Genomic DNA, 21,014 nt, shown 5'->3' on the forward strand with positions numbered 1-21,014 from the left:
CGCTTCCCCTTAAACTACGCGGAACACAGGCAGCATGGTCTTCTCGTCGACCTGCTCAACCGTGCCTTTCACTTTCATGCCAATCTTGACCTTCTCGTAGTCGATATCGACGATATTGGCCACCAGGCGAGTGCCCTCAGACAGGCTGATAACGCCTACGGTATTGGGGTAGTCGTAGCCTGGAATTTTGGGATAGTGCAGCGTGGTAAAGCTGAATATCTCGCCGTCGAGCGTCGATTCGATCGAATCCCATTCAATCGACTGACACTCGCCACACATAGGGCGAGGTGGGTGGCGTAGGGTGTCGCAAGACTGGCAGCGTTGAATCAGTACCTTGCCCTCGTCACAAGCCTTCCACCACCAGCCGTTATCGTGGCCGCGAGGGGAGGGGATGCGAGTAGGTGCTGCTGGCGTATTGTCGGCGGCATCAGCGCCGGCTGAGTCATTGGCGCCATCGGCGGGGATGAACTTCAATACGCGGAACACCTGACGACCAACGTCTTCACCGTTTTGGTCGGTAAAGCTGGTCACTGTTTCGATGAAATACCCGATACCACGAGCAGTGGCTTTCTGCTCACTGATGGTGTCGATAATGGTGTGTGCGGTTACCTGATCGCCCGGACGTAAATCGCGGAAGAATTCAGTAGATGTGTTGGTGCCTAACACGCCGGTATAGCCGTGGGCGTCAAAGACATTGTGCAGCTGACGCTGGATGTCCTGTGCCGGGTTGGCGGCCATGGGGTAGCCTTCCATGCTCCATGCCTGCAGCATAGCCGGTGGCGCAATAATGCCTTCCTTGCTGGTTGCTGCTGCCGCTTCTGCATTAGTATAGGTGGTTAATTCATCACCCATCACTTCTGCCCAGTGGCGAATCATCGATTCATTAACGTCGTCGTTACCGCGCTTTGGTGGGCCGTTTTCTAGGCCGACATAGGCGCGTATTTTTTCTTCAAACGCTTTTGTTTCTTCAGGAGTCATGACTCACTTCCTACGTTTATTATAAAACTAACAGCCTAGGTAGGCTGCATTTAAAAAGACTTGCCCGGCCAAACCAGGCGAGATGAAATTAACGGTGGCGAGGCATACCCAGACCGAAGTTGGCAACCAGACCGCGTTGGATCTCGTTAACACCACCGCCGTAGGTGTTGATCTGACAGCGACGATATTCGTGCTCGAGATCACCCAGCAGTTGCGTGGTCGAGGAGCCTGCGCGAACCAGCGAGTTGGCACCGATGATGTCCATCAGCGAGCGACAGACCTCAATCACATACTCGGTCGAGTAAACCTTAACCGCTGAGGCGAGTGCCGGGTGTAGGCGGTTTTCGCTCAAATCCCACGACATACGAGAGTTCAGCAGACGCATTGCCTCAAGGCGGCTATACACCTCGGCCAGGCTGTTCTGTACCGCCACATCGTCGATAACACGTTGACCGTTGTGCTCTTCGCGGGCCCAGTCGAGGGTGCGCTGATAGAGCTTCCAGCCGTTGATGCCCCAGGCAGCCAAGCCGATACGCTCGTGGTTTAGCTGCGCGGTAATTAGCTTCCAGCCCTGGTTAAGCTCACCGACCACCATTGACTCGTGAACGCGAACGTTCTCGTAATAGGTCATATTAGTGCGGAAACCGCCAACGGTATGAATAGGGGCATAGCTAAAGCCTTCACTCTTGGTATCAAGAATGAACATGGTGATGCCTTTGTGCTTGGGTGCATCGTGATCGGTACGCGCAGCCAGCCACACGTAGTCCGCACCTTCGGCGCCAGAAGTAAATACCTTGGTGCCGTTGATTACCCAGTACTCGCCATCTTTAACGGCGCTGGTGCCCAGTGTCGCCAAATCGGTACCGGCACTTGGCTCGGTATAACCGATGGCGAAGTGAGCAGTACCGTTGGCAATACCCGGTAGGAATTTCTCTTTGTGGGCATCGCTGCCGTAATCCATTAACGCTGGGCCAACGGTGTTGAGGGTGACAAACGGGATCGGTGCACCGGCCAGAATCGCCTCTTCGAAGAAGGTCAGTTGATCGGCGGCAGAGCGGCCTTGGCCGCCGTACTGTTTGGGCCAACCGATGGCTAACCAACCATCCTTACCCATGGTTGAGATCAGGCGGTCATAAAGCTCGCCGCTCTCTTTGCCGCGGATCTCATTGCGCACTTCCGGGGTGATTAGCTTGGCAAAGTATTCGCGTAGCTCTTTGCGTAATGCTTTTTGGTCTTCGCTGTAATCGACAAACATAGCGTTATCCGTTTTTTAAATCGTCATGATGATATGGCTTACCGCACACTACTTCTTCATAAGCGGGGGTGGCCTCGTATCGTAAGAGAGTGGAAGCGAGTTACCCCAAGCTATGGTTACTAATATTATTGAATTTGGTTTCAATTTCAAGTTTTTCTGTGTATATTTATTGTCATTGAATCAAAATATATGAGAAATTAGCGCCAAAACTCAGCTATAGCAGGCCTTATGACTAAAATCACCAACTCCATACCCGCAGCCAAAGCGGTCAAGGCGAAGACCGCCAAGGGCGCAAAAGCGATAGAAAAGCTGAAGCTGGCTGCCATGGTCGTGCTTGAGCGAGACGGTTTTCATAAGATGCGGATCGGCGATGTGACCAAGGAGGCCGGTGTAGCCGCTGGACTGTTTTATCACTATTTCAGCGATTTGAAGACGCTGACCTTGGAAGTGCTGAACGATTTCCTGGTTCGCTTCCAAGATTTAGAGACCATTGAAAAAGATGTGCCCAAGGGTGATTGGTATGCCCGCATGTATGCCCATCACCTGTTATCGGTGAGAAGCCATGCCGAGCATCCGGGTATTATGCGCTGTATGGAGCAGATGGCCGATGAAGACGAGGCCTTTGCGGGGCGATGGCGGTCATCGAAGCGTCAGCAATTACAATGGCTGGCGGCCTTAATGCCCAAGTTGTTTCCCGAGGCCGGCTTCAGTGAGCACCAGGCGCTGATGGTGGTCTACACCCTGGGGGGGACCGGTGAAGGCATATTGCGCGATTATTATATCAACGATGATGTCGAGCTGAAAAAACAGCAGCTGAGCATCGAAGAGATGGCAGAATTATTAACAGTGACGTTTTATCGTGGCCTGTTTCTAGAGAACCCACCGGCTGACAAGCTCGCTTATACCGCGAACTTACAGGCGATGGTTAGAAAAGAGTATTGAGCAAGGCGGTACTGGGTAATACCAGCGGTACAAGATTGTCAGTGTGAAGGTAAGAGAGCGCACTTTAAATTGAAGCGAGTTTAAGCAAGCAAGCAATGGCCGGTTATTCAGTTAGCGGCCAAAACCATAACAATGCTGCGGGCACTATCGCCCAACAGCTAATTAGCTTGAACACAGCAAGCCATGAGGACGAAACAATGGAATTCTCATTCAGTGAAGACCAGAAAGCGATTCAAGATTTAGCGCATCAGATTTTTACCGACCAGGTGACCGATGAGTACCTGCTTGAGTATGACCGTGCTAATAATGACTACGATAAAAACCTTTGGGCACTACTTGCCGAACAGGGGTTGTTGGGTTTGGCCGTGCCGGAAAGCTGCGGCGGTTCCGGGCTAGGATTTATGGAGCTGGCGTTGGTATTGCAAGAAGCCGGTCGTCGTGTGGCACCGGTCCCGATGTTGAGCAATCTCGTATTGGCCGGTCTGCCGATTGTTGAATTTGGCACTGATGCGCAGCAAGAAAAGTACTTGGCGCCCTTGGCCAGTGGTGAGACACAGCTTTCTGCCGCACTTGCCGAACTGGGTATGAACCAAGCCGTTGCCGGTGTTGTCACCGCCACCAAGAGCGGCGATAACTTTAGTCTGAGCGGAAGCAAACAAGCCGTTCCGTTCGGCGCTCAGGCTAATAGCGTGCTGGTGCCTGCTGTCGATGGCAACGGTGTTGCCAGTGTCTTTATTGTTGACACCGCCGCCACCGGCGTGACCCTTAATGGCCAGCAGACCTCATTTGGTAACACCTTGGCCGAGCTGGTCTTGGATGGCGCGAATGCAGAATTGTTAGGCGCCGAAGGTCAGGGCGAAGCCATTGTCGAATGGATAGAGCAGCACGCCAATACCTGTATTGCCGCGCTTCAGCTCGGTATCTGTGATGAGGCGTTGCGTCGTACCGCCGAGTTCACCGGCGAACGTAAGCAGTTTGGCGCGCCGATTGGTAGTTTCCAAGCCGTGGCGATGCGTGCCGCCGATGCCTATATTGACATCGAAGCGATGCGCTCAACCTTTTGGCAAGCCGCATGGCGTCTGTCTGAAAAACTCGATGGTGCTGCTGAGGTTCGCGCGGCGAAGTACTGGGCTTGTAGCGGTGCTCACCGCGTCGTTCACGCCTGTCAGCACCTGCACGGTGGCATGGGTTCGGATGTTGAATTCCCGATCCACCGTTATTTCCTCCACGCCAAGAATAATGAATTTATTCTCGGTGGTGCGCAGGCGCAGCTGTCGGCGTTGGGTAAACACCTGGCCAATAACGATGATGCTGGCGCAGTCTGGTTAGCCGTTTAACACGCACGGTTAATTACATTGTCGAAAGAACCGCTGTCTGGGCTATGTCTGCAGCGGTTTTTTTCTGTTATTTTTTAACCTCATGGCTAATAATTCGGCCTAACGATAATTTATGTTAGTAATTCACTAGGCGACTAAGGGGAAGATTATGAGAAGGCCAGCGGTTGTTTTGAGATCCGTTGCGGCGACTGCGGCACTGGTGTTGCTGTCAGCATGCAGCCAAAACCCAGCGCAAGAAAATAACTACCCGGTTGAGGGGGAGGAGCCGGCGCTGACCTTTGTTTATCAGTGCGGTGATCAGATCAGCTTTACTGCCCATGGTAATGACGAGTCAAAATGGCTTTTTCTTCCGGGTAAAACCGTGGAGCTGCCGAAGGTCGCCGCCGCCTCTGGTGAGAAATACAGCGATGGCGAAACCACCTATTGGAGCCACGGCGAAGAAACCATGTTAGAAACTGCTGGTCAACGTTACAGTGACTGCCTGATCGACCGACGCGCCTCGATTTGGGAGAGTGCCAAACTGCAAGGAGTTGATTTTAGAGCGGTCGGCAACGAGCCGGGCTGGGTGTTGGAGCTGGGCCCCGATGAGCAGATGACATTGGTCACCAATTACGGCGAAGAGCATATCGTCTTCGACCTGCCGCAGCCAGAGGTTAACAAAGCTAACAAAACCAGTTACTACAGCGCCGAAAACGACAACTATACCATCGACGTGACGATTACCGGCAGTGCCTGTAATGATGATATGAGCGGCGATGCGTTTGAGGCCACGGTTGAGGTTAATCTCAATTATCAAAACCTGCGTGGTTGCGGCAAGGCGTTACACTAAATCTCAGTAATAAAGTGGTATGAAAATGAATAACAGATTGATGGCGCAGGTTTTAAATACTCTGCCGGTATCCGGCCAGGAGTCGGCGATAGCGCGACCCAGCGACCCGCTGTACTATCGCGCCGATCACAGTCAGTATTTCTAATCTACATTTTGCGAAAAGCCAGTGTCAAATTGATAAGAAAGCCGGCGTCAGCCGGTTTTTTTTGTGGTGATCGATGTTGGGAGCTTCGGTTTCAGCCTGGCGGCATACTGGCAAATAACAGTGTTATTCAGCGGAGCTGCCCAGCAGCAGTGTTAGATAGTTCGATGCAGGACTTTTTTTTGCTTAAACGATTGCCTTGGGTCAAGAAATGAACATTTATTACAATGATGTCATATATGGTTTTGTTAATAAACAATAGCTTACGGTATTGTTCGACCAGTTAAGGATTCTCCACCAGGTGACAAATATTGTCAGTTTGTTAGAATAATGGGTACTAATACCTACTAACAGTAATGCCGATTGGCGATAATTATTGCGACGTTGGTATTTTTTTACCCTGAAATACGCAGTGTGAACCAGTTCACAAAAAAGCTGGCATTAACATTGCAGGCATACACAGTGTGACCGATTTAAAGACCACCGATCTAACAAAAACGATAGTTTGGTGAGTTGTTAAGCAAAATAAAACACTAAGTTGTGGAGTTGGATATGAAAAACAAAATGAATGTATTGCGTGCCGCTGTTGTTGCGGGTTCTGTATTGGTGGCGGGTTCGGCCATAGCCGCCGATGGTAGTATTGGTACCAGCAGCGAGGGAGATGTACTTCTAACTGCAGTTATACCAACACTATTTAAGGTAAATATTGAAAACGATGATCTTAATTTTGGCACTCTTGCTGATACCACTGTCGGTTCACGGACTATGGAAACCGGCTTTTGTGTGCAGTCAACCGGTGGTGCGGATTTTAAATTATCATTGAGTGCGGTGACTGGAGCGGCTACCGATATCACTGCCTTCACTTTACTTGGTCAGGGCCTAACTCCGGACTCAATCGGCTTCAGTGCTGAGTATTTGGCGACATCTGGCGCAGCAGCAGGATCAGGCAGCGATTTGGCTCCTGGCCAGACAATTAATTTGTCGACCGCTGAAAACTTCCTCGGTTGTGCCAATAACAACGAGTCAGGTTATATCTCTTACGTGATTAATGAAACCTCGCTGTTGGCTGCCAAAGCAGACACCTATGTTGCCACCTCTTACGTGACAGTGACGGCACAGTAAGCTTGACGCTGAATGTGACTGAGGGATTTAGTGGTGGAGCTTCGAGTCAGGTATGCGGCAGCGATTATAGCGCTGCTGTTCACCTCGCTATTGGCGGAGGAGTTTTTTTGGAACAATTCCGTCGAAGCCAGTCGCGCTTATCCGCCCTCATCCAAGGAAAGCTCACCGGGATTAGTCGCTAATGCCGGTGTTGTCCTGCCCGCTCAAAAAGAATTTTCAAATACCGCCCCTATCAATACCGAATTCACGGCCTCTGCTGATACTGCTTTATCGCAGCCGCTAACCAGCACAGATTCCTCGTTAGCTCCCAAGCCGCCGCAACAACAGCAACCCAAACGCCTGTTAGAGTTGACCGAAAATGGCTGGGTGTTTAATCGTTCGGCCAAAACAAAAAACAAGAAAGCAAAATCTACTGTCCCCGCTGGCTTCGAGCACCTCACCGGTGAACAGCTGGTGCTGGCTGATGTGTATTACGGCGGTCGCTATCTGACCCAGACCCTGGTTACCCACACGCCGACCCATGTCCGTATCGAAGACCCGGCTGCCGTGGTCGGGCTCTTACCTGAGGTGAAGAACCCCGGCGAGATCGAGACGGCGCTGTCGGCGCTGATGAGCAACAATACCGACAGCCGCTGCTTTAATCAGCAGCAGCGGGACTGTGGCATACTCGAACCTGCCGTTGCGGATGTTATTTTTAACCCAGACAGTTTCAAGCTCGAGTTATTTGTTAACCCTAACTACCTGGCTGTGCAGCCGATCGATGAACTCAAGTATTTACCGCCGTCGAGTTCGGATAACGCCACCTTTGTGCAGCAGTTAGCCCTGGGCTATTCAGGCAGCGATGATGGTGACGACCGCTACAATTTAAGCGGCAGTAGCGTGTTGGGCTATCGCGAGCAATCGATCCGCAGTAATTGGAATATCACCGACACCGAAGACTTTACCGTCGATACCCTCTATTGGGAGCGGGATAAGAACGGCAAGGTGGGGCGGGCGGGCTTCCTGCGCGGTGCTAACAACGGCCTGACGTTCAGCGCCAGCCCGCAACTGCTGGGTGGACACTTTGGCAGCTCAAGGCAGACCCGCATCGACTACGAGACCCAGGGCAGTAACGATATACAGATCTATATGCCGATCCGCGGCCGGGTAGAGGTTTACCGCGATGCCAAGCTGATCGCCACCGAGATCTTAGAGATCGGCAACCATATGCTCGATACCCGCAATTATCCCAGCGGTGGCTACAATATTGATATTGTGATCAAAGACGGCGGCAATGTGATTAACCGCGAGCGAAGGTATTTCGTTAAGGATAATCGCCTGCCCAACAAGGACGCGCCGGAATACTATGTTGAATTCGGTCAGGTGGTCGATAACCGGGAAGAGGGCAGCACGCTGCCGACCTCCTCCGGCGATACCTGGCAGTTGCGCAGCGGCTATAACTACCGCGTCGCCGATTCGTTAGGCATGGGCATGGGCGTGGCCGCCGATAACAATAATGCCTTAATCGAACCGAATATGATTTGGATTGCCCGCGGCCTGCGTTTGACCGGCTCGCTGCTGGCCAGCACCGAGAATGACTACGGCTATGCCGCCGATGCTCAGTGGACCTATTATGGTTTCAATGCCAGCGGTAATATGCGCCGCCTCTATGCCGATGAGGAGCGAGTCGATGAGCAGATCAATACGAACGACCCGTTTTCAGCACAGCCGTTATTAGGTACCTCGTATAATCAATACGGCCTCAACCTCAATTACCAGATTCCGTTTGGCAGTGTGTCCTATAACGGTAGCTACTCCGACCGGCAGGGCTTTACCAGCAAAATCAACAGCGTCGCCCTTAATGCCACTCTGTTTAACTATGGCCGCACCAGTCTCAGCAGCACCTTCAGTGTCACCAAAGAAAACGAAAATTACTCGGCGCTGTTGAGTTTTACCTATCAGTTCAATACCGACCACTGGTCGAACAGCGCTCGCCCCAGTATCGAACATCGCGAATACGATACCTCTGATGGCGGCCGCAGCACTGACTACCAAGAGCGTTTAGCCCTACAGGCCAACTGGTATGACCGCGATCTATTGCCCGGTGATTTGAATATCAATAACCAATTAGAGGTTGGCACGGGCAGCGACAGCCTGCTCAACAGCGTGCAGTACCAGCAGCGCCTGATCGACATCGACGCCCAACTGCTTAACGACAAGCCCAGCGATGGCGAACTGCGCACCAGCTACAGCGCCACCCTGCGCAGCGGTTTTGTTATCGGCGGCGATTATCAGCCCAGCCTCGGCGGCACCGACAGCCGCGAGGCGGCCATTGTCATCGATGTCGAGGGTGATGACAGCGGCGACAGCTATTTCGATATATTGATCAACGGTCAGCAGCGCGGCTACGCCAAGGTCGGCCAGCGCTCGGTGATTACCGTGACGCCTTACGATACCTATAATGTACGCTTGGTTGCCCGCGGCGCCAACCCGCTGAACTACCGGGACCGAGTCGATACTGTCACCGTCTACCCTGGTAATGTGGTCAAGCTTGAGTGGCAGGCGGAGTCGGTTAATATTGTCTTTGGCCGGGTAGTCGATGCCAACGGTGAGGCCGTGGCTAACGCGGTGATTAAGGGGGCCGCCAGCATGGCGGTCAGTGATAGTTTTGGTTTATTTCAGGCCGAGCTGGCCAGTGGTGAGCAGCGGCTAATATTAAAATCGGCGACAGGGGTGTGTATGGTAACGGTGCCCGGTGACTATGAAACCAATAATGGCGTCGGTTTCGTTGGCGATTTAACGTGTTTGCAACAGGGTGGCGCCCTATGATGAAAATAATTATGATTCACTTATGCTCATTGCTAAGCGCTATTTTATTATGCTTTAGCGTCCCCGCAAATGCAGCTGGCACACTCACTGTCGGTAGCCTGCCAAGTGTTCTCGAATTTGATTTTTCAGCTGGTGACGAAAGTTCAACGACGGTTTTTTCTACCATTGATTTTTGTATCAGATCGACATCTATTGGTGGCTTCTTTTCTGGTAATGGTGACTATGCTGTGAAGGCAGCATCTGTCGCATCAGTTTTTGAATTAACTAAAGACGGTACAACTATCCCCTATACTGTCGATTTTACTAAAGGTAATGCTGCATTTACGAGCCTGGTTTACGATACGTATAGCAGTCGTTATTCTCCGCTGGTTGAGGCTGATTGTGAGCCGGTTTCATTGAGGGTGTCGATATTATTAAGTGATATAAAAATTGCACCGTCGGGTACTTATATTGATACCCTAACCTTTGATGCTGTTAACTACAGCTCTTTTTTTGGCTCTGGATTTTTTGAAACAATACGAGATCAAGAAATATTAACGATTGCCTTCACCATCCCAAAACAAGTAAAAATCAGTGGCCTCGAAGACCTGACCCTAACCGGTGATGACACGCTGCTGTCTGCCGAAGACTCCGATGGCTTTTGTGTTTTTGCCACCTGGGGTAGTTTATATTCGATCACGGCGACCAGCCTCGAAGGCAGCTTTGAGCTGCGCGATGGCGCTAAAACGCCGACACTACCCTACGATGTGTTGATAAAAAATAGCGCTAGCTCAGCCTGGTCGAGCGCGCTTGATTATGGTGTTCAAGCCCCTGGGGACCGATACGGCGACGCCGATCAAGGCTGTAGTGCGGGTAACAATATGGATTTACGAATAGAGGCTGATCCCTCAGGCGTTAATGCTGGTACCTATATCGGCACATTATACCTTACTGTTAGGCCAATATAAGTCATGGCCAGAGGCTATGATGGCGCTAAAAAAACGGCATATATATTATTTCTTTTTTCATTGACAGTTCCTCGTTACTGTCCCAGTGGCGTCAGCGCAGGCGCTTATACCGGCACGCTGTTGCTAACGGTTAGGCTCAATTAAACGCTTAAATCGCCTTTTTATTTTTATTCTTATTCTTGTCATCAAATGGCAAGAATAAAATAATCTCCCCCCTATTTCCTGCTAATTGAAATCTTGTCACCAAATGGCAAGGCTCACTTCTGTTGGCGTCATATTATCCCTCTCAGAATCACTGCGACTGACTCGCGGATTGAGAGAGGATAAATGAGTAAACAATCGAAACTAGCCCTGTGTATAGCGGCAACCATGCTACCGGTTACTGCGACTTTCGCCGACATGGGCGCGCTCAATGATAAGAGTGAGGCGCGGGTTGAAATTACTGCCGAGGTCGGCGCGATGATCCGTTTAGAGCTATCGTCAGAGACAATCAACTTCGGTGTCTTTACCGGTGAGGATGCCGTCCAGCAGTTGACCTACTGTGTCGCCTATAACGGTGGCACCGAGTATGAGATGGCGCTGGAAGGCGAACACGGTGGGTTTAAACTTAAGAAGGATAAAAAAGCGAATAAGGCAGCCCCCCCAGGCGACGACGAGATGGCTTATACGGTCACCAAGATTGCCAAAAACGGCGAGCTTACCGAACTAGAGCACAAGAAAAAGAAAAGGTTTTCAGATGCCGCAACGCTTAACGATTGCGAATCTCAAACCCATACCCTGGAATACAAAATCCTTGCGTCGGAGTATGAAGGGGTCAAAGACGGCACCTACTCCGGCCATACCGACATCACCATTACTGCTAAATAACAACATACTTTAACTCTAAGAGAGGTTTACTATGAACGCGAAACTAACACTTGCAGCATTGGCTGCGACCAGTCTTATTGCCCTGCCTGCCCTGGCTAACGACAACTCTACGGCTAAGGGTCAGGTGGATATCAACGCCACTATTTCACCGATGATCAGTATTACAATAGATCAGGATACGATTGATTTATCGCCCAGCGGTATCGATGGTGACGTTGTTCAGTCGACATCTTTTTGTGTGGCGACCAACAATGCCGGACAATATAAGATGGCGATCAGCGATGACACGAATGGGGCCACCGATTTTGCATTGTTCAATAGTGAGAAAGGCGAAAACTTGAGCTACAGCGTTGGAGTTATAGACGGTGCTGCTGCCACTGATCCCACCGATGTGACAAAAGGTGTCGACACCGTGATGACTGGCGGTAATACTCTGGGTAATTGTGACGGTGGTGAGACAACCGGTACAATTAGCTATACTCTGGCTTCTGACGCTTATAACAGTGCGTCAATTGGCGAGTATACTGCAACGTCAATTGTGACAGTAACTGCAGAGTAAGAAGATGGCCGGGGCAAGGGACACCGCCCCGGTTTTTAATTTTAAAAAAAGGGTTTTATTGTTGAATACCGGGTGGGTGAAACGCAATCTAGCAGGGTTGATTATGCTTATGATGGCATTCAAACCTACGCTGTCGCCAGAGATTACTCGCCAACCGGAGCCGCAGAAGAAGGCGGCGAAAACAACGGTTGTTGCCGCTCCTGTGGTTGTTGAGACACCACCGCCTGCGGCCAAACCTGTTGAAAAGAAAAAACCTATGATTGCGCGGCAATTGCCAGCCCCATTACCCGCGGTTAAAACCTCGCCCGCTCGCAGCGGTGTGCCCGCCGGCTTTGAGCACTTGATGGCCGAGCAGACCATACTGACAGACGTTTACTATGGCGGCCGTTATATTACCCAGACCCTGATTACTTATACCCCGACCCATATGCGCTTTGAAGATCCCGAGGGGGTGGCGGTGGTGTTGCCTGCGTTGCGGCAAAAACAGGCGGTGGTGACGGCATTATCGGGCCAGCTCAGTAACAACCTCAGTCTAATCTGTCGCGAGCCTGGTCAGCAGGATTGTGGGGTGTTGCGTCCTGAGGTTGCTGGGGTGATATTTAATCCCGATAGCTTCCGTCTAGAGGTCTTTGTCAATCAGCAGTATTTGACGGTTGCCCCGGTAGATCAACTCAAATACCTGCCCTCTTCGACGTCTAACGAATTGACTTTTATTCAGCAGTTGGGGGTGGAATACTCCGGCAGTGATGAGGGTGACGATGTGTATAATATTCGCGGCAGCAGCTTGTTGGCGCTGCGTGAACACGCCTTGCGTAGCGAGTGGAACGTTACCGACGACAGAGGCTTCGAAGTCGACACGCTGTACTGGCAGTATGACAAAAATGGTCAGACCTCCAGCGCCGGCTATCTGCGGGGTAGCAATAATAATCTAACATTCAGTTCCAGCAGTCAGCTGTTGGGTGGCCATTGGGGGTCGTCGAATCTGACTCGGATCGACAACGACGTACAGTCGAGCAATGACATTTTGATTTTTATGCCAGTGCGTGGCCGGGTAGAGGTTTATCGAGAGGGGCGGCTGATTTCATCGCAGATTCTCGATGTGGGTAATCATATGCTGGATACAGGTAACTTCCCCTCTGGTGGTTACAATATTGATATTGTTATTAAAGATGGCAGTAATGAGGTGAGTCGTGAGACCCGTTATTTCGTCAAGGATAACCGGCTGCCTCCCAAAGACTCCCCCGAGTACTATATTGAGGTAGGGCAGTTGGTCAGCCACGATTATCAATACGAAGAGTCCTCAGCAAACGCGTCGATTAACACCAATGGCGAGGTCGATGGGCAGAACTCTGACGCGTTGCCGACCACTACTGATGGCGGCTGGCAGCTGCGCAGCGGTTATAATTACCGCCTCGCCGACCAGCTCGGTGTCGGTGTCGGCTTTGCCGCCGATGAGAGTAATATGCTGGTCGAACCGAGTTTTTTGTGGGTCGGACCCAATACCCGAGTATCAGCCTCTGTCATGGCCAGCCAGGAACAGGACTATGGCTACGCCGTCGATGTGCAATGGAGTTATGATAAGTTCACTCTTAGCGCCAATAGCCGCGAACTCGATGCCAACCAGCAGCGGGTTGACGACGAACTGAATAACACCGACCCCAATGCGGCGCAGCCGCTGCTGGGTAATTCTTATGTTCAACACGGTATGAATATAAACTATTTATTGCCGTTGGGCAGTGTCTCCTATAATTCCAGTTACTCTAAGCGCGAAGGCGATGTCAGTCGGATCAAGAGTCTGTCTTGGGGGGGAACATTGATAAATTCTGGCCGTAATAATCTTAGCGGTAGCGTTAGTCTCAGCCGTGAGAACGACGACTATGCGCTGCTGTTTAGCCTTACCTACCAAATGAACAGCGAGCATTGGTCCAACAGTATACGCCCCAATGTGGAGGCGACGCGCACGGAGCAGCCCGACGGTAGTATCGAGGAGGATCGTACTGAGCGGGTGACGTTGCAGTCACAGTGGTATGACCGGGATATACTACCCGGCGATCTCGATGTCGATAATCAGCTCGATATCGGCAGTGGCGGTGACAGTATTCAGTCGGCGGTTAACTACCAGCATCGCTTAGTGGACATGCGGGGCCAGGTATTACACAGCCGGGAATCTTCAGGTCGCAACGTTACCAGCTATTCGGCCGGTGTCGATACTGGCTTTGTACTGGGGGGGGATGCCAAGCCCAGTGTCGGTGGTAACAGCGGCAGAGAGGCGGCTATTGTGGTTGAGATCGACGGTAAAGCAAGCAGTAAAAGTTATTTCGATGTTGAAGTTAATGGTCAGCAGCGCGGCTATGTCGGTGTTGGCGAACGTACGGTCATCTCGGTCATGCCCTATGAAACCTACGATGTTCGCATCGTGCCGCGCGGTGAAAACCAGCTGGGCTACCGCGATAAAATAGAGACGGTGACGGTTTACCCCGGTAATGTGGTCGGCTTGGAGTGGCAGGCGGAGTCGCTGACCATTGTCTTTGGTCGGTTGATAGATGCCGACGGCGAGCCCTTGGCCAATGCCATTTTGCGTGAGGGAATGACAACGGCAAACAGCGATGCCTTTGGTTTGTTTCAACTGGAGGTGGCAGGTGATCAGCGGCAGTTATTGTTCGAGCATAAGCAGGGGTACTGTCAGGTGATCTTAAACAGCAATTACAGTGTGCAAAACGGCGTTGGTTTTTTAGGTGATGTCGCCTGTATGCCAATTGCGAAACAAGTCGGTGAGGCGATGGAGTCGGCAAATGAGTAAGGTGAAAAACGCAGTGTGGGCAGCCATTATGTTACTTAGCGTGCCAGCAATGGCGGAGGTTGCCATTGTAAATCCTCCGTCCACAATGGTGTTAAAGGGTTGGTCTGGCATTAGCGCCAGCAGCGATATTATCGCCGATGCTGATTTTTGTATTATTTCTACCGGCGAAGAATCGGGTGCTTTTAACGGTGATTATAGGGTCAAAGCCTTTCTTGCCAGCGAGCCAGGTGCGAGAGATTTCTATTTGCGTGCCGAGGGCGCCAACATCTTTAAGTTACCCTTTAGTGTCTACTTTAAGCAGGGTGGTGGCTACGATGAGCTTTCCTACGATGATCGCTGGTCTGATCTTTATAATGAGGCCGATGGCTGTGGTAATGGCGGCGTCAGTCTGCGTTTGGCGGTGAGCCAGTCGGCTATCAAAGATGCACTGCCGGGTAACTATCGAGGCAACCTGATACTGGAGGCGAGGAACTTCAAATTTTTAGTGTTACCTGGCGAAAAAGAGTCGATTAATATTGCGCTGAATATCCCGCGACTGGTGCAGATCAGCGATGTCAAAGACATGCGGTTAACCCCCGTGAACAATTCGATGACATTGCGTGACAGGCAAAACTTCTGTGTTTACAGCACCGGCGGCCATGACTTTTCAATCACAGCTTCCAGTTTACAGAACGGTTTTCAATTACAGCAACAAGGCAGCAGTAGTTGCAGCGGTAATCAGTGCATGGATTATCAGGTACAGGTCGATTATGTTGGTGATCAACAGGCCGACCCTGGTGAGCAGCTGCAGAATAATGTTGTCTCCAGCCACCGTTGGCCTGGGGCTAAGACAAAATATTGCCGTGACAAGGGTAATAATATGGCACTGACAATCAGTGCGGATCAAGCCAACGCGGCGCCGGGGGTTTACCGCGATACTTTAACCTTAACCGTCAGGCCGGATTAACCACCGGGGGTGACTAGCGTAAACTTTTGCCTTGCCGCTTTTGGGGATCGACCTGCTGGTAAAAAATTTCGCCGCCGACCGGGCTGACAACCTGCCATTGGTTGCCAACGTATAAGCGCTGGGCACCGAGCTTGGTGCAGTCTTCGGCCTTAATGCTCTGGCCATCGGCGCAGTGCTGCACATCTTCTATTTTAACCGCGCTATTGCCGGTGTTGCTAAAGCTGACTGTATCGCCTTGGCGGCTGACCTCTATCTGATAGTTTGGCTTGCTGGGACGCCTTAGAATCAAGGTCTCGTAAGCCACCATAATCTTCACTCCGGTGCTCTGCGACTCGCTCTCACCGGCCACAGGCTTGAAGGTGGCACGGTAGATACGATCGCTGTCGCCGGGACCTTTGATGTCGACGATGCGTACCTGTTTGCGGCTGCCGGGGGGGATAACAAACTTATTGGGGCTGATCAGCAGGCTGACGTCCTTGGGGTTTTCGACATAATTGCGCTGCTCGTCGGGCATGCCGGCACGGATGACTTCGTACAAGTCGACAGCGACATAGGCGTTTTCCGCCTTGTCATCATTGAGTACGATAATATCAGTATACGGCTTTGCAGTAGGGTCTAAGTCAATGATAATACTGCTAAGGGCGATGCCGGCCATGGTGGTATGACTGATCAGGGCCGCAGCTGTTGCGATCAGGCAGGTGTGAATAAATGTGCGCATAGAATAACAACCTTGATTCATTTTTTATTATTGTACCTTCTTTTTTATCGGCGCGACTACCGCTAAGATATCTGACAGATGGCATCAAGAGTGGTGCCGCAACCAGAAAAATAATAGCAGCCCAGCGGCAGAGAAGGGATCCTATTGGATAGCGACGAGTTAGAAAAAAAAATAGTACCATTGGCCCGGGCCGATATTGCGCTGGATATTATTACCATACTGCGGCAAATGGGTGAGGATGTTTATGGCATGGTCGAAGAGGCGGAATTTCCCCTCAGCGTCCTGGAAAGACAGCACACGGTTATTTCAGAGGAGGCCTGGCATCTGCTGCTGGCAGTGATCGGCCGCCGCATTGGCATATCTGGCTTCTCTACCTTGAGTAAAATATTCTGCAATGAAGTCTATATCCCGCGCTTTATCGATGGCGGCCAGGGCTGTTTGACTCAGGTGCTGGAAGAGGTGCTAGACATATCAAATTCACTCTCCGTCTATCAACGCGTAAAGCTGCGGCAGCTGGCGGGACATGTTTGGTTAGTGCAGGAAAAAAAGTACGTCAATAGCGAGACGCAGGTGTATGCGGAGCAGTTGGTGGTGACGTTCTTGATCGAGCTTATCCGTATCTTGTCGGATAATAACCGCTGGAATCCCGGTGCTATATCGATGCAATGCAGTGACGTATCCGACAGTTTTTCTTCCTTTTTTTCCGGCAGTAAAATTTTCTGCAGTCGTTCTGTGACAGCGATACAGATACCAACAGACCTTGTCATGGCCAATGTCACGCTGCTGGGAAGCCGAGAATGGTTGATCGATCGCGCCCGCATTCGCACCGAAGGCTTTGTTGCTAATTTTCGTTTGGCGCTGAAGCCCTTTGTTGGCGCCGGACGGTTCTCGATTAAGCAGGCGGCACCATTGGTCGGCCTCAGTGTGCGCTCACTGCAGCGTAAGCTTGATGCTGAGGGCGTCAGTTACAGCACTATTGTCGAAGAGCTCTTGAGGGAGCAAATGAAAATGCAGGTCGGAGAAACCGAGAGAACCTTTACCGAAATATCGATGTTGATGGGTTATTCCGATGGCGCCCACTTCAGCCGAGCCTTTAAAAAACTGATGGGTTTAACGCCTAAGCAATACCGAGCACAACAGCACTAAATCCTAGCGATTGGCAGAAAGTGGCAAGGATAGTCAGTGAGTTAGGTTGGGGCAGGCCACCGTCGATAATTGCAAGCTATTGAACGTTAATGTTTTTGTTCGGTGTGTTAGCGCAGGTTTTTGGTCGTAGTAATGTCCGCCGGCGGTTTTAAACACGGCAAGAAGGCTTTGCCGGATAAGCTTTAATCGACTAATATCTTTACTGAAATCAAATGAATAGCCTGCGTGCATGCAGTATATTGAATGGTGAGTTTAAACGGAATAGGTAGAGCATCATGAAAAAAATAATATCCGCGCTGTCAATCGCTACAGCCGCTTTCAGCATCAATGCACAGGCACAAGATGCTGCGGGTGCTCAGTTCTCATTTTTGAACGGCTATAACGCCCCCAATACCACGACGGTCAAAGGTATTCGTCTTTCTATCTTTCACGGCAAATCCGGTGATGTCAGTGGCGCCGATTTCTCATTACTGGGTATGTCTGAGGTCGATAATCTGAACGGGGTTCATATCCCGTTATTTATTGGTGCTAACCGAGTACACAATAGTATGACCGGTGCGGCCTTCGGACTTTTTAACTGGCACGAAGGCCAGGACGTCGGTGCTAATATTGCCTTCGTTAACATGACGAATAATGTCAAGGGCGCCAACCTCGGTGCGGTTAACATTGCCAAAGGTAATACCATGGCTGATATCAGTGTGGTTAACCTGTCGGCCTCGTCTAACTTCCAACTCGGTATCTTCAATAAGACCGATGCCATTAAGGGTGTGCAGATCGGTTTGATCAACTGCGCCGATAACGGCTTCCTGCCGTGTTTCCCCTTTGTAAACTTCGCTAAGTAATTCTTCTGCCCGCCACCGACCTACATTTATGTAGGTCGAGTGTCTAAACTTGACCCATTACCACGCCATAATAATCGGTTGATTGAAAGGACTCCATATGCAAAAAATACTAACCCTGCTGTCGTTGTTTGTCTGGTTGGCAGCACTGCCAATGGTAAGCCAAGCCAACGAGCCGTTAACCTCTGAACAGCTGATTCAAAAAATTGAAAAAACCCAGCGAAAAATTGACCGCTATAAGGCCGCCTATAAAACGGCCAGTGAGGAAGATAAGCAGTTATTAATTTTGCAGTTTCTAAAGCGCGAACAACAGTTGCGGGAAAATCTCGGCCTGTTGGTTGGCAAGGTCATCGCCGGAGACAGTGATTATAAGAAGCAGGCACTGGCCATTGTCACGGAGCAGTCAGAGGTTATCGCAGAAGAAATCCTGGTGATTGACTCAGCAGTGGGTAAGGCGACAGAGAAGCAGGCGGCAGCCGAAACGGTAATCGATATCATGGCGGTGAATCAGAAAATCGACCAAACCAACGTATTACTCGATGACTATCTCAACGCTTTCTATGTCAATACACAACAGCTGGAACAGCTGGGTGCGACGGCAGAATCGCAAATCCAGTCAAAGAAACTCGATAAATTATTAAACCATTATGCACACAAGGCTGAGGGGCAGTTAGAGCTGGCGAAGATGTCGCTGGATAATGTCTCAGATTTATTACTCTATGCGCCGGATGATACTAAGGCTGAACTGGTGTCGAAGAAAAATATTCTGGCCCATAAAACGAAAAATATAGCGGCCTCAATGTCACGGCGCATTGCCTTAATGGATGTTCGAGGCTTGGACACCGCCAGTTTCCACGTTATTTTACTCGGTGTCACCGGCCAGGTCTCGGGTGATATTTTTAACGGTGAGGTGTTTATGGATATTGCCTCTAGAGCGACTGAGGCTTTGAATAATTGGTTTATGCACAATGGCATTGATCTAACCTGGAAACTGCTGTTATTTGTCGCCATTATCGCGGCTTTTAAGGCGCTGTCGAAGGTTGCCGTCAGAGTGGTTGAAACGGCATTGATGAAGTCGAAGTTGAATATATCGGCGCTGCTGCGTGATTTCTTTGTCTCGATGACCTCCAAGGTGGTGATGGTGATCGGTGTGTTAATCGCCTTCTCGCAGCTTGGCATTCAGATCACACCGCTGTTGGCGGGTTTGGGTATGGCCGGTGTCGTCATCGGCTTTGCCCTGCAGGACACGCTGTCGAATTTTGCCTCTGGCATGATGATATTGCTCTATCGCCCATTCGATGTTGGTGATTTGATCGAGGCCGCGGGGGTAACGGGTTTGGTATCTAACCTGACCCTGGTGTCGACGACTGTTCTTACCCTCGACAACCAGAGTTTGGTGGTGCCGAACTCAAAAATATGGGGCGATGTTATTCGCAATGTTACGGATCAAAAGCAACGCCGGGTCGATATGGTCTTCGGTATTGGTTACAGCGACGATATTCCCAAGGCTGAACAGGTGTTGATGGAAATACTAACCTCCCACAAAATGGTCTTACCTGAGCCTGAGCCTAACGTGAAGCTCCACACCTTGAACGAGTCATCGGTCGATTTTATTGTTCGCCCCTGGGTGAAGACTGAGGATTACTGGGATGTGTACTGGGATGTTACCCGCGAGGTGAAGCAACGCTTCGATGCCGAGAATATTTCGATTCCGTTCCCGCAGCGCGATGTGCATTTTTATAAAACCGAATAATCCACTGGCTTACACACAAAAAAGGCGGATATTATATCCGCCTTTTTTATTGCCTGAGATTCAGTGTCTGAACTGTTCTATCAATGTTATCGGTTGATAAGCTCGCCGGCGTAGCTCAGTTCAACGTTTATCGATTGATAAACTCCCCGGCGTACCACTGCAGCATGGCGATTTTTTCCTCGAGGGATTTGTCGGCCTCCATTTCGTAGACGTTGCGAAAACCGATGACCACATCGGTGACGCCAATCGACTCTAATTTGGCAATGCCCTCTTTGGTAAAGGCGTCTTTGCCGGTAGTCCATATCTGGAAGGGCTTGTTATCGGTGCCGTATTCCTTGCGCAGCTCGTTGATCTTGGCAATATGGTCGGCTAATTCTTCGAGGTCGGCACCGGCGCACATCCAGCCGTCGCCAATGCGGGCGGCACGCTTGAGGGCGGGTACCGAATGGCCGCCAATAAGAATAGGCGTTGGCTTGGCCGGGACGGGTGACATCTTGTTCGCCGGCATGGTGTGGCAGTCGCCATCGAAGCCAAAGTATTCGCCGGTTTCTAAGCCACGCAATATGGCTACCTGTTCATCCAGGCGCTTGCCGCGTTTCTCCCAGGGCACGCCAGTCACGGCGAAATCTTCTTCCCAGGGGCTGATGCCGACGCCAAAATGAAAACGGTTGCCATTGAGCGCCTGTAAACTTTGCACCTGTTTAGCAACGATAGGCGCCTGTCGCACAGCGAGTTTATAGACAAAGGTGGCAAACTCGATGGTCTGGGTAACGGCTGCCATATGGGTGACCGCGACGAGCGACTCGATAAACGGCACCGACTCTAAAAACTCGCGGCTACCATCGCCGTTATAAGGATATTTTGAACTGGCCTCTTCGGGGTAGCAAATACTGTCGGGTACGGTGATGCTGTCAAAACCTGCCGCCTCTGCGGCTTGCGCCATCGGGGTGTAGTGGCTGGGTTCGCACATACTGATTTGTAAGCTGAATCGCATGATAACCTCTATTATTATTGATGTTGGTTGTT

17 protein-coding genes are annotated in these 21,014 nt (G+C 50.8%); 13 read left to right on the plus strand and 4 right to left on the minus strand.

The features are described from left to right. Nucleotides 1–9: 9 nt before the first annotated feature. Nucleotides 10–978 carry a bifunctional MaoC family dehydratase N-terminal/OB-fold nucleic acid binding domain-containing protein gene (locus tag L9P87_RS10190; protein ID WP_237444633.1) on the minus strand — a complete coding sequence of 323 codons (969 nt, stop codon included), beginning with the start codon at nucleotides 976–978 and terminating at the stop codon, nucleotides 10–12. 88 nt (nucleotides 979–1,066) lie between these two features. Continuing rightward, complete coding sequence (locus L9P87_RS10195; protein ID WP_237444634.1) at nucleotides 1,067–2,233, minus strand: acyl-CoA dehydrogenase family protein; 1,167 nt, start codon at nucleotides 2,231–2,233, stop codon at nucleotides 1,067–1,069. Nucleotides 2,234–2,461: 228 nt separating this feature from the next. Between L9P87_RS10195 and L9P87_RS10200 the strand changes: the two genes are divergently transcribed. From L9P87_RS10200 to L9P87_RS10245, 10 genes are all read left to right on the plus strand, one after another. Next, nucleotides 2,462–3,175, plus strand: coding sequence for a TetR/AcrR family transcriptional regulator (locus L9P87_RS10200; RefSeq protein ID WP_237444635.1), 714 nt, complete (start codon nucleotides 2,462–2,464; stop codon nucleotides 3,173–3,175). Between the two features lie 197 nt (nucleotides 3,176–3,372). After that, the gene (locus tag L9P87_RS10205; protein WP_237444636.1) at nucleotides 3,373–4,512 is read left to right on the plus strand and encodes an acyl-CoA dehydrogenase family protein; all 1,140 of its coding nucleotides are present in this window, start codon (nucleotides 3,373–3,375) and stop codon (nucleotides 4,510–4,512) included. A 148-nt stretch (nucleotides 4,513–4,660) separates the two neighbouring features. Then, a complete protein-coding gene (locus tag L9P87_RS10210) occupies nucleotides 4,661–5,341 on the plus strand; it encodes an MliC family protein (RefSeq protein ID WP_237444637.1) in 681 nt (226 codons plus the stop codon). Between the two features lie 694 nt (nucleotides 5,342–6,035). Further along, the gene (locus L9P87_RS10215) at nucleotides 6,036–6,605 is read left to right on the plus strand and encodes a hypothetical protein (RefSeq protein ID WP_237444638.1); all 570 of its coding nucleotides are present in this window, start codon (nucleotides 6,036–6,038) and stop codon (nucleotides 6,603–6,605) included. 33 nt (nucleotides 6,606–6,638) lie between these two features. After that, nucleotides 6,639–9,413 (plus strand): CS1-pili formation C-terminal domain-containing protein, encoded by a 2,775-nt coding sequence (locus L9P87_RS10220; protein WP_237444639.1) that lies wholly within the window; start codon nucleotides 6,639–6,641, stop codon nucleotides 9,411–9,413. Beyond that, nucleotides 9,410–10,360 carry a hypothetical protein gene (locus L9P87_RS10225; RefSeq protein ID WP_237444640.1) on the plus strand — a complete coding sequence of 317 codons (951 nt, stop codon included), beginning with the start codon at nucleotides 9,410–9,412 and terminating at the stop codon, nucleotides 10,358–10,360. Before L9P87_RS10220 ends, L9P87_RS10225 begins: the two co-directional genes overlap by 4 nt. A 327-nt stretch (nucleotides 10,361–10,687) precedes the next feature. Beyond that, entirely contained in the window at nucleotides 10,688–11,227 is a 540-nt protein-coding gene (locus tag L9P87_RS10230; protein ID WP_237444641.1) for a hypothetical protein, read from the plus strand. A gap of 31 nt (nucleotides 11,228–11,258) precedes the next feature. Further along, the gene (locus tag L9P87_RS10235) at nucleotides 11,259–11,786 is read left to right on the plus strand and encodes a hypothetical protein (RefSeq protein ID WP_237444642.1); all 528 of its coding nucleotides are present in this window, start codon (nucleotides 11,259–11,261) and stop codon (nucleotides 11,784–11,786) included. A gap of 103 nt (nucleotides 11,787–11,889) precedes the next feature. After that, nucleotides 11,890–14,586, plus strand: a complete 2,697-nt coding sequence (locus tag L9P87_RS10240; RefSeq protein ID WP_237444643.1) for a TcfC E-set like domain-containing protein — start codon at nucleotides 11,890–11,892, stop codon at nucleotides 14,584–14,586. Next, nucleotides 14,579–15,532, plus strand: a complete 954-nt coding sequence (locus L9P87_RS10245) for a hypothetical protein (protein ID WP_237444644.1) — start codon at nucleotides 14,579–14,581, stop codon at nucleotides 15,530–15,532. Before L9P87_RS10240 ends, L9P87_RS10245 begins: the two co-directional genes overlap by 8 nt. Nucleotides 15,533–15,545: 13 nt before the next feature. Here the strand turns inward: L9P87_RS10245 and L9P87_RS10250 are convergent, their stop codons facing one another. Then, nucleotides 15,546–16,250 carry a fimbrial biogenesis chaperone gene (locus L9P87_RS10250; RefSeq protein ID WP_237444645.1) on the minus strand — a complete coding sequence of 235 codons (705 nt, stop codon included), beginning with the start codon at nucleotides 16,248–16,250 and terminating at the stop codon, nucleotides 15,546–15,548. 144 nt (nucleotides 16,251–16,394) lie between these two features. On the opposite strand from L9P87_RS10250, the gene L9P87_RS10255 reads away from it, so the two are divergent. From L9P87_RS10255 to L9P87_RS10265, 3 genes are all read left to right on the plus strand, one after another. Beyond that, nucleotides 16,395–17,396: a helix-turn-helix domain-containing protein gene (locus L9P87_RS10255; protein ID WP_237444646.1), complete on the plus strand. Its 1,002-nt coding sequence runs from the start codon at nucleotides 16,395–16,397 to the stop codon at nucleotides 17,394–17,396. A 275-nt stretch (nucleotides 17,397–17,671) separates the two neighbouring features. After that, nucleotides 17,672–18,238 (plus strand): VC2662 family protein, encoded by a 567-nt coding sequence (locus tag L9P87_RS10260; protein WP_237444647.1) that lies wholly within the window; start codon nucleotides 17,672–17,674, stop codon nucleotides 18,236–18,238. A gap of 97 nt (nucleotides 18,239–18,335) precedes the next feature. After that, complete coding sequence (locus tag L9P87_RS10265) at nucleotides 18,336–19,988, plus strand: mechanosensitive ion channel family protein (RefSeq protein ID WP_237444648.1); 1,653 nt, start codon at nucleotides 18,336–18,338, stop codon at nucleotides 19,986–19,988. A 127-nt stretch (nucleotides 19,989–20,115) separates the two neighbouring features. On the opposite strand, the gene L9P87_RS10270 is transcribed toward L9P87_RS10265, so the two are convergent. Then, nucleotides 20,116–20,982 (minus strand): TIGR03619 family F420-dependent LLM class oxidoreductase, encoded by an 867-nt coding sequence (locus L9P87_RS10270; RefSeq protein WP_237444649.1) that lies wholly within the window; start codon nucleotides 20,980–20,982, stop codon nucleotides 20,116–20,118. Nucleotides 20,983–21,014: the final 32 nt, after the last annotated feature.

It is taken from the genome of Sinobacterium norvegicum (assembly GCF_923077115.1).
GTDB lineage: Bacteria > Pseudomonadota > Gammaproteobacteria > Pseudomonadales > Sinobacteriaceae > Sinobacterium > Sinobacterium norvegicum.

Excerpts from the sequence above, each read along its gene's own strand:
- L9P87_RS10190 (WP_237444633.1), bottom strand. The coding sequence starts at position 978 with ATGACTCCTGAAGAAACAAAAGCGTTTGAAGAAAAAATACGCGCCTAT.
- L9P87_RS10195 (WP_237444634.1), bottom strand. The coding sequence starts at position 2,233 with ATGTTTGTCGATTACAGCGAAGACCAAAAAGCATTACGCAAAGAGCTA.
- L9P87_RS10200 (WP_237444635.1), top strand. The coding sequence starts at position 2,462 with ATGACTAAAATCACCAACTCCATACCCGCAGCCAAAGCGGTCAAGGCG.
- L9P87_RS10205 (WP_237444636.1), top strand. The coding sequence starts at position 3,373 with ATGGAATTCTCATTCAGTGAAGACCAGAAAGCGATTCAAGATTTAGCG.
- L9P87_RS10210 (WP_237444637.1), top strand. The coding sequence starts at position 4,661 with ATGAGAAGGCCAGCGGTTGTTTTGAGATCCGTTGCGGCGACTGCGGCA.
- L9P87_RS10215 (WP_237444638.1), top strand. The coding sequence starts at position 6,036 with ATGAAAAACAAAATGAATGTATTGCGTGCCGCTGTTGTTGCGGGTTCT.
- L9P87_RS10225 (WP_237444640.1), top strand. The coding sequence starts at position 9,410 with ATGATGAAAATAATTATGATTCACTTATGCTCATTGCTAAGCGCTATT.
- L9P87_RS10230 (WP_237444641.1), top strand. The coding sequence starts at position 10,688 with ATGAGTAAACAATCGAAACTAGCCCTGTGTATAGCGGCAACCATGCTA.
- L9P87_RS10235 (WP_237444642.1), top strand. The coding sequence starts at position 11,259 with ATGAACGCGAAACTAACACTTGCAGCATTGGCTGCGACCAGTCTTATT.
- L9P87_RS10240 (WP_237444643.1), top strand. The coding sequence starts at position 11,890 with ATGCTTATGATGGCATTCAAACCTACGCTGTCGCCAGAGATTACTCGC.
- L9P87_RS10245 (WP_237444644.1), top strand. The coding sequence starts at position 14,579 with ATGAGTAAGGTGAAAAACGCAGTGTGGGCAGCCATTATGTTACTTAGC.
- L9P87_RS10250 (WP_237444645.1), bottom strand. The coding sequence starts at position 16,250 with ATGCGCACATTTATTCACACCTGCCTGATCGCAACAGCTGCGGCCCTG.
- L9P87_RS10260 (WP_237444647.1), top strand. The coding sequence starts at position 17,672 with ATGAAAAAAATAATATCCGCGCTGTCAATCGCTACAGCCGCTTTCAGC.
- L9P87_RS10265 (WP_237444648.1), top strand. The coding sequence starts at position 18,336 with ATGCAAAAAATACTAACCCTGCTGTCGTTGTTTGTCTGGTTGGCAGCA.
- L9P87_RS10270 (WP_237444649.1), bottom strand. The coding sequence starts at position 20,982 with ATGCGATTCAGCTTACAAATCAGTATGTGCGAACCCAGCCACTACACC.